Genomic DNA, 12386 nt, shown 5'->3' with positions numbered 1-12386 from the left:
GCCTTTTTCTATCCACCACCCTATGCTGGTCGCAGCGCGCCTACGCCCGAGCGCCCGGCACGCTGGCACGTCAGGCGTCTTTGCCGCCTTCGCGCAGCGCGATGCGCTTGGCTTCAACCTCGGCCACGCCCTCATCGCGGCCATCGGTGAAACAGGCCACCGTCACCGGCCGCGGCAGGTCTGGAAAGTGATACACCGCGTTGACGCTGAACGGCCCCGCGCCCGAATGCCCAATGGCCCGCCCCGCTGGACCAAGCTCGCCGCTCATCACCCCAAGTCCATAGCCGCAGCGCGTCCAGGGCCTGCCCTCAAGAGCGCCGCCCAGATCGTGCCGGTGCAGCATCTGCGCAAGGCTGGGGTCGGACAGCAGCCGCCCATCGAACAGGGCGTGCAGGATCACAGCCGCCGCATCCGCCGGGCCGATCAGGCAACCATGATACACCCAGCCCGGATGATAGCCGCGCGCGGCGGGCCAGTGCACCTGCGCAAAATCTTCGCGGTTTTCGGCCAGCGTGCAGCGCCGCAGGCCAAGCGGCGCGGCGATCACATCGCGAAACAGCGCGCCGAAGCCCTGCCCGGCGGCCTCCTCAATGTGCTGCCGCGCCAGCATGTAACCAAGGTTGGAGTACGCCCAGCCCTGTCCGGGCGGGAACCGCACGCCCTGCGCCATGGTCCGACGAAACAAAGTCTCGACGGGCCAAGGCTCTTCATCCGCCGCAACCGCGTGACGATAGGCCGGAAGCGGGCCGTAATCAGGCAGACCGCCGCTGTGATCCAGAAGCTGCCGCAAGGTGCAGGGTGCATCCGCGACCCGCGCATCCAGATCAAGCTCGCCATCCTCGGTCAGCCGCAGCGCGCAGATGGCCAGAACGGTCTTGGTGAAGCTCCAATAGGGAAACAGACGATCCGGCTGCCCCGCCCCTTCGGAGCCCTGCTCGGTGATCCAAAACGCATCCATCGTTTGGTCCTCCTCTCGCAGAGAAACCTAGACCAGACGCCGCGCGCCGCAACTTCTCCCTAACGTCGCACCCGGGTCAGCCGGTGGCGTCGAGCAGCGCCCGCAACTGGCTGGGGAAGAGTTGCAGGATCATCGTCTCGGTCTTCGCTTCGCCCGCGTGCGCGACATAGACCCGCAGATCGATGGGCTCGTCGTCGTCCTCTGCCAGCGCCGAGAAATCCAAATCGAACATCGCGCGCCAGTTCTCGGCGTCGACCACCTGATAGGCCGCCTCGCCCGAGATCTCGCCGCGCGAGGCACTGACCACCGGCAGGGTTTCGGGTCCGCGCTCGATGCCATCCATGCCCATGGGCTCGAAATCGCAGACGATCTTTACCGTGTCCGCCGGACGTGGCTGGCCGGGGATGCCGCCGCGGCCAATGCGCACGGCGCGGAACCGCGCGCTGCGCGGTGGCACCGGGCAATCCTCAAGCCACGTCAGCTGATACTCGACGTTGAACGAGCCCCCCGCCACCGCTGCTTCGGAGGGCGTCCAGAAAGCGACGATATTGTCGTGGATCTCGTCGTCGGTGGGCAGTTCAATCAGCGTCACTGCCCCCTCGCCCCATCCGCCCTTGGGTGCCACCCACGCCGAGGCGCGGCGCTCGTAGAATACGCCATCATCCTGATACTGCGCAAAATCACGCTCGCGCTGCATCAGGCCAAAGCCCTCTGGATCGGTGGTGGCGAAGCTGTTGGCCATCACCCGCGGCGGATTGCCCAAGGGCCGCCAGATGCGCTCGCCGTTGCCGGTGTGAATTTCCAGCCCATCGCTGTCGTGCACTTCGGGGCGCCAGTCGGCGGCGATGTGGCGGTCGGGCTTGCCGTACCAATACATCGACGTCAGCGGCGCCAGCCCCAGCCGTTCGACATCGCCGCGCAGGAAGATCTCGGCGGAGATGTCTTGGATTACCCCGTTGTCGCGGTGCGAGGCGATGCGATACGCCCCCGTCGCCCGCGGGCTTTCGAGCAGGGCGTGGGTGGTCAATGCGCCGCCCTCTCCCTGCTCCAGCCAGAAGCGGGTGAAGCGCGGGAACTCCTCGGGGCCATCGGGGATCGCGGTGTCCATCGCCAGCCCGCGCACCGACAGGCCGAACTGCCCCGAATAGCCCGCCGTGCGCCAGTAGGAGGCACCAAGGAAGGCCATCCAGTCGAGCCGCTCTTCGGGATCCTGCACCGCAAATCCAGCGAACCCTTCGGTCTTTTCCAGTCGGTTGGCCGGGTTGCCCACCGGGATCTCGAACAGATCGCGCGAGAACGGCACCTCGCGCGCGGTGCCGTTTTCCAGCGCGTACACATGCACCGGCTCGGGGAAATAGCGCCCGGGAAAGAAGAACCGGACCGGCTGCGCATCCCCCTGATCGGCCCAGAGCGCCTTGTCCTTGCGGAAGCGGATCGCGCCATGGGCATCGTAGTCGATCTCTTGCAGGATCTCGCGATCGGGCACCGCCATCGGCGTGAAGCTCTCTTTCGCGAGGTTGCCCGCCAGTTCCTTCAGACCGTCGAAGGAAAAACTCTCGGGCGGGCCGAGCGCGATGCCCGAGGCAATGGCGCCACTTTGGGCGCGGGCCAGTTCCGGCAACAGGCAGAATGCGCCTGCACCAAGAGCGGAGGTCAGGAAGGCGCGGCGATCGAGAGTGTCAGCGGACATAGGAGGCTCCGGAAACTGCATGTCTGTGATCGCTATGTGGCACGTTTCTGCGCGGCAGCAATTCCCCGGCGTCAAGATGGGCAAGGCTTCGCCGATCACGGCCCCGGCCCGCCTGAAGGTCAGCCCGTTGCCAGTGCCTCGATATCCTTCGCGATATCCTCGGCCAGTTGCGCCACCCGCGCCTGCGAGTCGGTGCGCTGCGCATAGGCGCGCAGGCCGAAAATCTCCGCTTGAAGGCGGCTCGCAAGACGGTCGGGATCGGCGTCGGCGCCAAGGTCGCCACGCCGCTGCGCGTCGCGGTAGACCTCGGCAAAGGCCGCCTCCATCCGCCGCATCAGGTCCTCGGTTTGCGCGCGCAGCCCCGGATCGTCGTCTGGCGTTTCAAGCAGGGTCTTGACCAGCATGCAGGCGCGCGAGGGTGCCTGCCGCGCCTCGCTGCAGCCAAGGCTGCGCACGTGGCTTGCCAGCGCGCCGAGCGGTGTCGGACCGCGACCGATCATCTCGTGAAACTGCGCCTTGGAGGTTTCGGCGTAGAGCCGCAGCGCCTCGGCGAACAGCGCCTCCTTCGAGCCGAAGGCGGCATAGATCGAGCCCGGCCGCATGTCGAGCGCCGCCTCGAGGTCCTTCAGCGATGTGGCGTGATACCCCTTCGCCCAGAACAGGGCGAGCGCCTTCTCCAGCACCTGCTGCCGATCGTGCCGTGCCTGTCTTGCCATGCCGCGGGCGCGCTCCTTTCCGCTCATTTGAGTGATTGCTCAAAATATATCTTGAGTGATCGTTCAGGTAAAGCTACCTCTGCGGTGTGAATTTGAGCAATCACTCAAGAATCGGAGACCGACCCAATGACCGACTTCACGCTTCACACGCTCGACAGCGCCCCCGAGGCCAGTCGCCCCCTGCTCGAGGATTCCAAAAACAGCTTTGGCCGCGTGCCGGGCCTGCATGCGGTGATGGCCGAAGCGCCGGCCCTGCTCGACGGCTACAAGCATCTTCACAAGCTCTTTGCCGAGGCCACCAGCTTCGACAAGGACGAGATCACAGTGGTCTGGCAGGCCATCAACGTCGAACACGCATGCCATTACTGCGTGCCCGCGCACACCGGCATCGCCAAGATGATGAAGGTGGACGACAAGATCACAGAGGCGCTGCGCAACGAAACGCCGCTGCCCAACGCGCGGCTCGAAGCGCTGCGGACCTTCACGTTGCAGGTCGTGCGTCAACGCGGCGATCTGAGCGCCGAGCAGGTGGAGGCATTCCTCGACGCCGGCTTCACCCGGCAGCAGATCCTCGAGGTGATCCTTGGCGTGGCGCAGAAGGTGATGTCGAACTACACCAACCATCTGGCCGAAACGCCGGTGGATGCGGTGATGCAGAAGTTCGCTTGGGAGAAAAGCAAGGACGCCGCGGCCTGAAGTCGGCTGCCGTGATCTCCGGGCGCGCCGGTACGACGCGCCCGGTCATCTTGCGAGAACTCGACGGGACGTGCTGACTATCTGCGATCTAGGACACGCCCCAGACCCGCGGCGCCTGCCGTGCCAACTGCCCGGCCTCGATGGTGCTGAGCCGGGCCGCCGCCGCCTCTGCACAGCCGGTGTCGCGCAGCGCCTTGCGCCACGCCCGCAACGCCGAGCGCGGTGACCACGGCAGCGCCGCCGTGCTCAGCCATGCGCGCAACTCGGCCGGCAACCGGTCGAAGGCCGACATCGGATCCCCCTCGCGCCGCCGGCGTGCCGGCGCTCCGAGATTTGCCGCGCGCCCCGGCCTCATGACCATGCCTCCTCAGACAAACAGCGCAGGGAAACCGGGACATCTGCTTGCAAGGAAAGGATCATCTCGGGCCTCCTGGGTTATTACGTTATAACATCTCATAGCGCTGCTTGGCGGGAAAACGCAAGCCGCTCCCGCTTGCACTTCCCGGTTGCTCTGCCTATGGGCGAATGACGCCCCAACGTAAGGACCCTCCCATGCGCCGACCCGGACCCGACCTGCAGAACGTGACAACCGGGGCAATGGTGGCGATCGTTGGCGTGTTCAGTTCCTTCCCCATCGTGCTGCAAGGGCTGTCGGCCGTGGGCGCGACACCCGATCAGGCCGGTGCCGGGCTGGCCGCGGCGGCGATCTCCATGGCGATCGCTGGCATCGTGCTTGCGTGGTGGCGGCGCGAGCCCGTGTCGTGCGCGTGGTCGACCCCCGCCGTCGCTCTTCTGGCTGCGTCGCAGCCCTTGGCAGACGGGTTCCCCGGCGCGGTTGCCGCCTTCATCGTCGCGGGCGGGCTCATCACGCTCGCCGGGCTTTGGCCCGCACTGGCGCGTCTGGTCACATCAGTGCCAACGGCGCTGGCGCAGGCGATGCTGGCGGGGGTTCTGGCAGGGCTGTGCATGGCGCCGTTCCGGGCGCTGGTCGACGCCCCCGAGGTGGCGCTGCCGATCCTGCTGAGTTGGTTCTTGGTGGGACGGATCAAGCGCATTCTGGCCGTGCCCGCCGCCGTGGCCGCGGCGCTTGGGGTGACGCTCTGGGCGCATGATTTCGCGCTGCCGATGAGCGGGCCGTGGCTGAGCCACCCGGTCTGGGTGACGCCGGTGTTTTCGCTCGAAGCGGTGCTGGGCCTTGGCCTGCCGCTTTTCATCGTCACCATGGCAACGCAGAACATCCCCGCCGTCGCCGTGCTGCGCAGCTTTGGCTACACGCCGCCGCCGGGACCGCTGCTGGCCGGTGTCGGAGGCATTTCGCTGCTCACCGCCCCCTTGGGCAACCCGGCCACCTGCCTTGCGGCGATCACCGCCAGCATGTGCTCGAACGCCGACAGCCACCCCGACCCCGCCCGGCGGTACTGGTCTGCGGTGATGGGCGGCGTGTTCTACGCGATCTTCGGGCTCTTTGCAGTGGCGGTGACCGCTGTCGCCGCCCTCGCGCCTGCGATGACACTTCAGGTGCTGGCCGGGGTCGCGCTGCTGCCGGTCTTTGCCGCGTCGGCGCAAGGCGCGCTGCAGGCCGAGGACAGCCGCGAGGCGGCAGCGGTCACCTTCCTCGTCACCGCCTCGGGGATCACCCTCTGGGGCCTTGGTGCCGCGGTCTGGGGGCTGGTTCTCGGCGGCATCGTTCTGGCTGTGCGCCTGCCCAAGCGCGGCTGAGCCGGCTGCGACGTCCGGCGTCGGCCCGACCTGACGCGGCTTTACTTGCCTGCGCCCGGGCCTTACCCCTTGACTAACACTCTTCAGAAGGGATCCTGCCGCGATGAAAACCCACGAATACAAGGTGATCCCTGCGCCGACCAAGGGCGAGAAGGCCAAGGCGATCAAAGGCGCCGAAGCGAAATTCGCGGCGGCAATGGACCGCCTCCTCAACGAGTTGGCGGCGCAGGGCTGGGAGTATCTTCGCGCCGACACGCTGCCCAGCGAAGAGCGCAGCGGCCTGACCTCGAGCCAGACCGTCTGGCGCACGGTGCTCGTCTTCCGCCGCCCTGTTCCGGCCAGCGAGAGTCCCGCCACGTTCAAACACGAGCCTACGGTCACGGCGCTGACGCCGCCGGAAACGCCCGACCCGGCCCAAACGTCAGACCCATAGGCCCGACAAAGTGGCCATGGGCTGCAGATCAAACGACCGCCAAACACAACTCGAACGGCGCGCATAGAAATCTGCCCTAGAGACGATGGCCGAGGGCTTGCGGGACACGGGGTAAAATCGGCCTATAGAATTGTCGCCACGTAACCTTCCGCATCCCGATCCAGAGTGTCCGGGCTCATCCCGCGCACCTCACCTTGCGGGCGGCCTTGCCCGGGACCACCCCCCTCGACCCTCAGCCCTGCAGGTCGAGCGACAGCGCGTGAATTTGCCCGACCAGATCAGCGCCAAGGGCCGTGTGCACCGCGCGGTGGCGCTGGATGCGCGTCATTCCGCCAAGCCCCTCGGCCCGCATGCGCACGTGAAAATGGCTCTCGCCGCCCTCCTGATAGCCGGCGTGACCGATGTGTTTCTGGCTCTCGTCCAGCACCTCAAGTTCGGCCGGGTCGAACGCCTCGCGCAGCCGGGTTTCGATCTCATTCGCTCGCGACATTTTTGGCTCCTGCCTCTTCAAGTTCGGTCAGGATTGTCTAAACTCCCTCGTCCGAGTCGAAAAGGTGAGACCATGAGCAGACCCGACCCCTTCGGTTTCGACATGTCGATCAAGTCGGCCAAGAAGAAGAATCCGCGCGGCCGGCGGAGCATGACTGGTGAACAGGAAACCTCTACCCGCGTGTGTGAACACGAGGGCTGTCAGGAGCCGGGCAAGTTCCGCGCTCCAAAGGCACCGGATGTGCTCGACGAATTCTATTGGTTCTGCAAGGACCACGTGCGCGAGTACAACCAGAAATGGTCGTTCTTCGACGGCAAGACCGAAGCCGAGATGAACGCCCAGCAAAGCTCCGACAAGGTGTGGGAGCGCAAGACCAAGGATTACCGCGATCCCGAGCAGCGGGCCTGGGCCCGGCTGGGGATCGAGGACGCGCATCAGGTTCTGGGCGACAACGCGACCCGCAACCCCGGCCGCAAGGCACCGGGCGGTGGTCGCCGTCTGCCCCCCACCGAGAAGCGCGCGCTGGAAATCCTCGAGGTCGAAAAGGCCGAGACCAAGGCCGAAGTGCGCAAGGCGTACAAGAAGCTGATCAAGGTGCTGCACCCCGACATGAACGGCGGCGACCGCTCTCAGGAAGAGCAGCTGCAGGAAGTGGTCTGGGCGTGGGATCAGATCAAGGAAAGCCGCAACTTCAAGTAAGCGCGGCTGGCTTTTGTCAAACGCCTCTCGAAGCCGGCTTCGAGGGGCGTTTGCTTTTTCAGGCTGCGCGGTTTTCCACCACGAAGACAAGGCATCCGGCCCGGGCAGCGGGAATTGACAACTTATTGGTGTATTTCGTTTGACACAACTCTTAGGGTTGTGCCACCTTCGCTTTGTCAGCGGAATTTAGACGCTGGCACAGCTGTGGCCCGAGCTCCCTGTCGTGGGCACACACGTACCACCACAGGGCCTGCATGCCCCTCCCCCGGTCGTGCAGGCCCACTCCTCTATTCTTCAGTCAGCTTGCGACGAACCGCAGTGCAATGCCATTGATGCAGTGGCGTTTGCCCGTCGGCGGTGGGCCATCGTCAAACACATGCCCCATATGCGAGCCGCACCGGCTGCAGTGGCACTCGGTGCGAGACATGAAAAGCGAGCGATCGGGCTTGGTGCCGATGGCGCCGGGCAGCGCCTCGTAGAAGCTGGGCCAGCCAGTGCCGCTGTCGAATTTGGTCTCAGATCTGTAGAGCGGCAGATCGCAGCCCTTGCACTGATAGGTGCCGGCGCGTTTCTCGTCGTTCAGCGGCGAGCTGTAGGCGCGCTCTGTGCCCATCTCGCGCATCACGCGGTACTCGGCCTCGCTGAGCCGGGCGCGCCACGCCTCCGGGCTGCGCGACACCTCGAACCCGGCGGCTGCACGCGCGGCCTGACCGGAGCCGAACGCCGCGGCGAGCGCGGCCAGAAATCCCCTGCGTCGCATGGCTTTCCTCCTTTTCCTCCTGCCCTAAAACATGTGCCCCCGGCCCAACCAAGGTCAAGCCGGGAGCAGCGCGCCGCCGGGGAGACGGATACGGAACAACGGAGACACTCACACAATTCCGCTCCGCGGTGACGCTGACCCGTCCAGCCGCCCCGCAGACGCGGTGGGGCTGGCGACCGGACGGGATTCGCTTACATCGCCGGCAGAAGCACCCGGTCGATGACATGGATGACGCCGTTCGACTGGCGCACGTCGGCGATGGTGACATTGGCGCTGCGCCCCTGTTCATCGGTGAGGGTGATCGTGCCGCCCTCCATCTTCGCCTGCAGCGTGCAGCCGCCGACCGTGGGCACCGGATGCATGCCGCCATCATCGGCGATCATCCCGGCGATGGCGTCGGACATGGCGTTGGTGGCGACCACATGGCAGGTCAGGATCTGCGCCAGCTGGTCCTTGTGCTGGTCCATCATCAACTGCGACAGGCTCTCGTCCGAGATCTTGTCGAAGGCGGCATCGGTGGGCGCGAAAACGGTGAACGGCCCTTGCGAACTCAGCGTCTCGACGAGTCCGGCCTGTTTCACCGCGGCCACCAAGGTTTCATGGTCGGCAGAGTTCACCGCGTTCTCAACGATGGTCTTGTCGGGGTACATCGCGGCACCGCCGACCATCGGGTTGTCTGCGGCAAAGGCTGGCATCGCCATCGGCAGGGCCAGAAGCGCGGCAGCAAGGGTCTTGATTGTCATCTCTTATCCTCCTCCTTCCCCACCGCTCGTCCGGCGGGGTTATCGGAAGCCACGCAGCCCGGCGCGCGAAAGTTTCGAGAAATCGGATAACGTCGGCGTGAGGCCCCGCCGTTCGGTTGGCGCTCACCGCGCGGCGAGTTGCCCCAGAGCGATCACCGGGCCCGTGGGCTGGCCCGTGGGCGAGCCGCCAGCCGGCTCTTCAGAGAGCGCGATGGTGGCCCCGCCGAGCTGCGCCGCGAAATCCGCATCAAGCGGGATCTCCGTCAGGCCCTCGCGGTCGACAAGCCCGATCGACACCGGCGCCTGCTCTGCATCCGACAGCAGCCAGACCTCTAGGCTGCGGTCCGCCGGATAATCCCCCGCGTCGCGGCGCACCATGAAGGTGCCGCTGTCCGGCGCGTAATGCGCCAGCAGTTGCAGCCCCTGTTCGCCCGCGACAAGATCCGCATAGAGATGCGGCTCCGGCTCGCCTATGGTCAGCAGTCCAGAGACCATCGCCGCCCACGCAATCGCGCCCGCCGCCACAGCCCCCAGAAGATAGGGCATCAGCTGCCGCAAAAGTCCGCGCCGGGCCGGCGCCGCAGCCCCATAGAGCCGCGCCTCGATAAGACGAAAGACCTCGGCCCGCGGCGTCTCTTCGGTGATCGGATCGGTGAGCGCGGCGAAATACTCGCGCCATGTGGCCACGTCCTGCTGCAGATCGCGGTCCTGCGCCAACTGCCCTTCGAACGCGCGCAGCTCGTCCTCGGGCAGAAGCCCGAGAACATACTCCGCCGCAGAGGCTTCGTTGCCCCCCGGCAGATCTGGCTGCTGTGGCCCGGTCATCGGCTCAGGCACTCCCTCAGGCTCAACAGGCTGCGGCGCAGCCATGTTCTTACGGTATTGAGCTTCACCCCGGTGGCGGCGGATAGCTCGGCATAGGTCGCCCCTTCGAGATAGGCGCGACGCACCATTTCGGCCCGGTCGGGCGGAAGCTCTTCCATGCATAGCGCCAACGCCTGCGCCTCGCCCCGCGCCTCGGCCTGTTGCGCCGGGCCCGGCCCCGGATCCGCAAGCCGCTCGTCAAGCTCCATCGGCTCTACCGGCTTGCCGACATCGCGACGGCGGCGCCGGTCCACGGCGGCATTGCGCGCCAGCGTGATCAGCCAGGTCATCGGGGAATAGCCATTGACCCGGTACTTGCCGGCATGTGTCCAGATCTTCACATAGGTGTCCTGCAGCGCCTCTTCGGCTTGCGCCCTGTCCTGCAAGACACGCAGGCTCACGCCGAAGAGTTTCGCCGAGGTACGCTCGTAGAGCGCGGCAAAGGCCGCCCGATCGCCCATCGCGACGCGCGCAATCAGATCCTCGATGTCGGGATGCGGTGAACTCGCCAAGAACCGTGCCTGCCTGCTTTGCCTGTTGAGGGCAGCCTAATGCCCGATATGCCGCTCACGCAAACACTATCGCGGGGCTTTTTCATGGCGACCCGCAAAGCCCGCGCCGCCCCCTTGCCCTTGGCACCGATATGGGGCACGACGGTGCGCAAGTTTTCTTAACGACCGGACAAGGGCAGAACCATGGCGGATGGCACGATCGACATCAATGCGAAACCCACCGAGGAAATTTCGGTCCGCGAGGTGTTCGGCATCGACACGGACATGGTGGTGCACGGCTTCCCCGAGAACAGCGACCGCGTTCCCGACGTCGACAGCACCTACAAGTTCGACCCCGATACCACGCTGGCGATCCTCGCGGGCTTCCGCAACAACCGGCGCGTGATGATCCAGGGCTACCACGGCACCGGCAAGTCAACCCATATCGAGCAGGTCGCCGCCCGCCTCAACTGGCCCTGCGTGCGCGTCAACCTCGACAGCCACATCTCGCGCATCGACCTGATCGGCAAGGACGCGATCAAGCTGGTGGACGGCAAGCAGGTGACGCAGTTCCAAGAAGGCATCCTGCCCTGGGCCCTGCGCAACCCCACCGCCATCGTCTTTGACGAATACGACGCGGGCCGCGCCGATGTGATGTTCGTGATCCAGCGCGTGCTGGAAGCTGACGGCAAGCTCACCCTTCTGGACCAGAACCAGGTGATCACGCCGCACAAATACTTCCGCATCTTCGCCACTGCCAACACCGTCGGCCTTGGCGATACCACCGGGCTCTATCACGGCACCCAGCAGATCAACCAAGGCCAGATGGACCGCTGGAGCCTTGTGGCGACGCTGAACTACCTCAGCATCGACGCCGAGGTGAACATCGTGCTGAGCAAGGCGCCGCATTACAACAACGAGAAGGGCCGCAAGACCATCCGCCAGATGGTCACCGTCGCGGACTTCACCCGCCGCGCCTTCATGAACGGCGAGCTGTCGACCGTGATGTCGCCGCGGACGGTGATCGCATGGGCCGCCAACTCGGAGATCTTCCGCGACGTCGGCTACGCCTTCCGCCTGTCGTTCCTCAACAAATGCGACGAGCTTGAGCGTCAGACCGTGGCCGAGTTCTACCAGCGCTGCTTTGACGAGGAACTGCCGGAAAGCGCGGCCTCGCTGTCGCTGGCGTAACCACGCGCGGCACGGTCCCGGGCGTCGGGGGCGCTGCCCCCGTCCGCTGACCGCGGACTCCCCCGGGATATTTCTATCTAGACGAAGGCCACGGGGCGCGGATCATCATCGGTTCGCGCCCCTGCCGATTAAGGGAGGAGCGAATGTCGAAACCCCTGCACATAGGGCTGATCGGCGGCATTGGCGTCGCTGCGACGCTGGTCTACTACCAGCGGCTGACCGCCGCCGTGGCGGCGATGGACGCGCCGCTGGAGCTGACCATCGTGCATGCCGACGTTCAAGAACTGATCCGCAACAACCTCGCCGACGACCGCGACGCGCAGGCACAAAGCTATGCGCGGCTGCTGCGGCGGTTGGCGGATGCAGGCTGCGATTGCGCCGCGATCACCTCGCTGGGCGGGCACTTCTGCTTTGACGAGACCGCGGCGCTCTCGCCGCTGCCTCTGGTCTCGGCTGTGGCGCCACTCGATGCATATTTTGCCGCCGAAGGGCTGCGCCGCGTCGGCCTGTTGGGCACTCGCGTGGTCATGCGCACGCGGCTTTACGGCCAGCTGACCCGCACCGAAGCGGTGGCACTCGACGACGACACAGAGGACCTCGGCCAGCGCTATCAGGACATGGCGGTCGCCGGGCACTGCAGTGACGCCGACAGGCGGGTCTTCTTTGACGCCGGGCGCCGCATGGTCGACGCGCACGGGGCCGACGCCATCGTGCTGGCGGGCACCGATCTGGGGCTCGCCTTCGACGGCACCGACGATCCGGGCTACAGGGTGATCGACGCGCTCGACGTGCATGTCGATGTGCTGGCACGGCTGGCCACCGGGAGGGCATCGCTATGAAATACACCCTTGTGTTCATGCTGCTGGGCGCCGCGCCCGCGCTCGCCCAGCCCACCACCGGCGCGCAGGCCGCAGGCGAGGCCGCCGCGCGCTGCGC

General features: G+C 66.1%; 15 protein-coding genes. 6 read left to right on the top strand and 9 right to left on the bottom strand.

Annotated elements, in window-relative coordinates; translation table 11 throughout:
• Positions 1 to 70: 70 nt before the first annotated feature.
• The 3 genes from ACXAJT_RS25155 to ACXAJT_RS25145 all read right to left on the bottom strand — a co-directional run bounded on the left by ACXAJT_RS25155 (position 71) and on the right by ACXAJT_RS25145 (position 3364).
• A complete protein-coding gene (locus ACXAJT_RS25155) occupies positions 71 to 958 on the bottom strand; it encodes a serine hydrolase domain-containing protein (RefSeq protein WP_475241002.1) in 888 nt (295 codons plus the stop codon).
• A 76-nt stretch (positions 959 to 1034) separates the two neighbouring features.
• Entirely contained in the window at positions 1035 to 2648 is a 1614-nt protein-coding gene (locus ACXAJT_RS25150) for an OpgD/OpgG family glucan biosynthesis protein (protein ID WP_475241000.1), read from the bottom strand.
• Positions 2649 to 2767: 119 nt separating this feature from the next.
• Positions 2768 to 3364 carry a TetR/AcrR family transcriptional regulator gene (locus tag ACXAJT_RS25145; RefSeq protein WP_475240998.1) on the bottom strand — a complete coding sequence of 199 codons (597 nt, stop codon included), beginning with the start codon at positions 3362 to 3364 and terminating at the stop codon, positions 2768 to 2770.
• Positions 3365 to 3490: 126 nt separating this feature from the next.
• Here ACXAJT_RS25145 and ACXAJT_RS25140 point away from each other — a divergent pair, with 126 nt between their 5' ends.
• A complete protein-coding gene (locus ACXAJT_RS25140) occupies positions 3491 to 4060 on the top strand; it encodes a carboxymuconolactone decarboxylase family protein (RefSeq protein ID WP_475240996.1) in 570 nt (189 codons plus the stop codon).
• An 88-nt stretch (positions 4061 to 4148) separates the two neighbouring features.
• Here ACXAJT_RS25140 and ACXAJT_RS25135 read toward each other — a convergent pair whose 3' ends face one another.
• Positions 4149 to 4415, bottom strand: coding sequence for a DUF6525 family protein (locus tag ACXAJT_RS25135; protein WP_475240992.1), 267 nt, complete (start codon positions 4413 to 4415; stop codon positions 4149 to 4151).
• Positions 4416 to 4612: 197 nt separating this feature from the next.
• On the opposite strand from ACXAJT_RS25135, the gene ACXAJT_RS25130 reads away from it, so the two are divergent.
• Both ACXAJT_RS25130 and ACXAJT_RS25125 read left to right on the top strand, forming a co-directional pair.
• Positions 4613 to 5779: a benzoate/H(+) symporter BenE family transporter gene (locus tag ACXAJT_RS25130; protein ID WP_475240988.1), complete on the top strand. Its 1167-nt coding sequence runs from the start codon at positions 4613 to 4615 to the stop codon at positions 5777 to 5779.
• Positions 5780 to 5882: 103 nt separating this feature from the next.
• Positions 5883 to 6212, top strand: a complete 330-nt coding sequence (locus ACXAJT_RS25125) for a DUF4177 domain-containing protein (RefSeq protein ID WP_475240986.1) — start codon at positions 5883 to 5885, stop codon at positions 6210 to 6212.
• Positions 6213 to 6444: 232 nt separating this feature from the next.
• Here the strand turns inward: ACXAJT_RS25125 and ACXAJT_RS25120 are convergent, their stop codons facing one another.
• Positions 6445 to 6702: a BolA family protein gene (locus tag ACXAJT_RS25120; RefSeq protein WP_475240984.1), complete on the bottom strand. Its 258-nt coding sequence runs from the start codon at positions 6700 to 6702 to the stop codon at positions 6445 to 6447.
• 72 nt (positions 6703 to 6774) lie between these two features.
• Here ACXAJT_RS25120 and ACXAJT_RS25115 point away from each other — a divergent pair, with 72 nt between their 5' ends.
• Positions 6775 to 7401: a DnaJ domain-containing protein gene (locus tag ACXAJT_RS25115; RefSeq protein ID WP_475240982.1), complete on the top strand. Its 627-nt coding sequence runs from the start codon at positions 6775 to 6777 to the stop codon at positions 7399 to 7401.
• Between the two features lie 298 nt (positions 7402 to 7699).
• Here the strand turns inward: ACXAJT_RS25115 and msrB are convergent, their stop codons facing one another.
• The 4 genes from msrB to ACXAJT_RS25095 all read right to left on the bottom strand — a co-directional run bounded on the left by msrB (position 7700) and on the right by ACXAJT_RS25095 (position 10229).
• Entirely contained in the window at positions 7700 to 8161 is a 462-nt protein-coding gene (gene msrB, locus ACXAJT_RS25110) for a peptide-methionine (R)-S-oxide reductase MsrB (RefSeq protein WP_475240977.1), read from the bottom strand.
• 191 nt (positions 8162 to 8352) lie between these two features.
• Positions 8353 to 8904 carry a fasciclin domain-containing protein gene (locus tag ACXAJT_RS25105; RefSeq protein WP_475240973.1) on the bottom strand — a complete coding sequence of 184 codons (552 nt, stop codon included), beginning with the start codon at positions 8902 to 8904 and terminating at the stop codon, positions 8353 to 8355.
• Between the two features lie 123 nt (positions 8905 to 9027).
• Positions 9028 to 9729: an anti-sigma factor gene (locus tag ACXAJT_RS25100; RefSeq protein ID WP_475240969.1), complete on the bottom strand. Its 702-nt coding sequence runs from the start codon at positions 9727 to 9729 to the stop codon at positions 9028 to 9030.
• Positions 9726 to 10229, bottom strand: a complete 504-nt coding sequence (locus ACXAJT_RS25095) for a sigma-70 family RNA polymerase sigma factor (RefSeq protein ID WP_475241089.1) — start codon at positions 10227 to 10229, stop codon at positions 9726 to 9728. Before ACXAJT_RS25095 ends, ACXAJT_RS25100 begins: the two co-directional genes overlap by 4 nt.
• Before the next feature lie 234 nt (positions 10230 to 10463).
• On the opposite strand from ACXAJT_RS25095, the gene cobS reads away from it, so the two are divergent.
• Both cobS and ACXAJT_RS25085 read left to right on the top strand, forming a co-directional pair.
• Complete coding sequence (gene cobS / locus ACXAJT_RS25090) at positions 10464 to 11450, top strand: cobaltochelatase subunit CobS (RefSeq protein WP_475240967.1); 987 nt, start codon at positions 10464 to 10466, stop codon at positions 11448 to 11450.
• Between the two features lie 143 nt (positions 11451 to 11593).
• Positions 11594 to 12289, top strand: a complete 696-nt coding sequence (locus ACXAJT_RS25085) for an aspartate/glutamate racemase family protein (protein ID WP_475240965.1) — start codon at positions 11594 to 11596, stop codon at positions 12287 to 12289.
• The last annotated feature ends 97 nt before the right edge of the window (positions 12290 to 12386 follow it).

The sequence above is a fragment of the Salipiger sp. ABF4_146 genome (assembly GCF_056161345.1).
Note: the sequence above shows the minus strand (reverse complement) of the source record. Positions and strands in the feature narration are given on the sequence as shown.

What these genes read in the sequence shown, in the direction of transcription:
- ACXAJT_RS25130 (WP_475240988.1), top strand. Translation starts at nt 4,613, where the DNA reads ATGCGCCGACCCGGACCCGACCTGCAGAACGTGACAACCGGGGCAATG.
- cobS (WP_475240967.1), top strand. Translation starts at nt 10,464, where the DNA reads ATGGCGGATGGCACGATCGACATCAATGCGAAACCCACCGAGGAAATT.
- ACXAJT_RS25155 (WP_475241002.1), bottom strand. Translation starts at nt 958, where the DNA reads ATGGATGCGTTTTGGATCACCGAGCAGGGCTCCGAAGGGGCGGGGCAG.
- ACXAJT_RS25120 (WP_475240984.1), bottom strand. Translation starts at nt 6,702, where the DNA reads ATGTCGCGAGCGAATGAGATCGAAACCCGGCTGCGCGAGGCGTTCGAC.
- ACXAJT_RS25145 (WP_475240998.1), bottom strand. Translation starts at nt 3,364, where the DNA reads ATGGCAAGACAGGCACGGCACGATCGGCAGCAGGTGCTGGAGAAGGCG.
- ACXAJT_RS25085 (WP_475240965.1), top strand. Translation starts at nt 11,594, where the DNA reads ATGTCGAAACCCCTGCACATAGGGCTGATCGGCGGCATTGGCGTCGCT.
- msrB (WP_475240977.1), bottom strand. Translation starts at nt 8,161, where the DNA reads ATGCGACGCAGGGGATTTCTGGCCGCGCTCGCCGCGGCGTTCGGCTCC.
- ACXAJT_RS25105 (WP_475240973.1), bottom strand. Translation starts at nt 8,904, where the DNA reads ATGACAATCAAGACCCTTGCTGCCGCGCTTCTGGCCCTGCCGATGGCG.
- ACXAJT_RS25115 (WP_475240982.1), top strand. Translation starts at nt 6,775, where the DNA reads ATGAGCAGACCCGACCCCTTCGGTTTCGACATGTCGATCAAGTCGGCC.
- ACXAJT_RS25125 (WP_475240986.1), top strand. Translation starts at nt 5,883, where the DNA reads ATGAAAACCCACGAATACAAGGTGATCCCTGCGCCGACCAAGGGCGAG.
- ACXAJT_RS25095 (WP_475241089.1), bottom strand. Translation starts at nt 10,229, where the DNA reads ATGGGCGATCGGGCGGCCTTTGCCGCGCTCTACGAGCGTACCTCGGCG.
- ACXAJT_RS25140 (WP_475240996.1), top strand. Translation starts at nt 3,491, where the DNA reads ATGACCGACTTCACGCTTCACACGCTCGACAGCGCCCCCGAGGCCAGT.
- ACXAJT_RS25135 (WP_475240992.1), bottom strand. Translation starts at nt 4,415, where the DNA reads ATGAGGCCGGGGCGCGCGGCAAATCTCGGAGCGCCGGCACGCCGGCGG.
- ACXAJT_RS25150 (WP_475241000.1), bottom strand. Translation starts at nt 2,648, where the DNA reads ATGTCCGCTGACACTCTCGATCGCCGCGCCTTCCTGACCTCCGCTCTT.
- ACXAJT_RS25100 (WP_475240969.1), bottom strand. Translation starts at nt 9,729, where the DNA reads ATGACCGGGCCACAGCAGCCAGATCTGCCGGGGGGCAACGAAGCCTCT.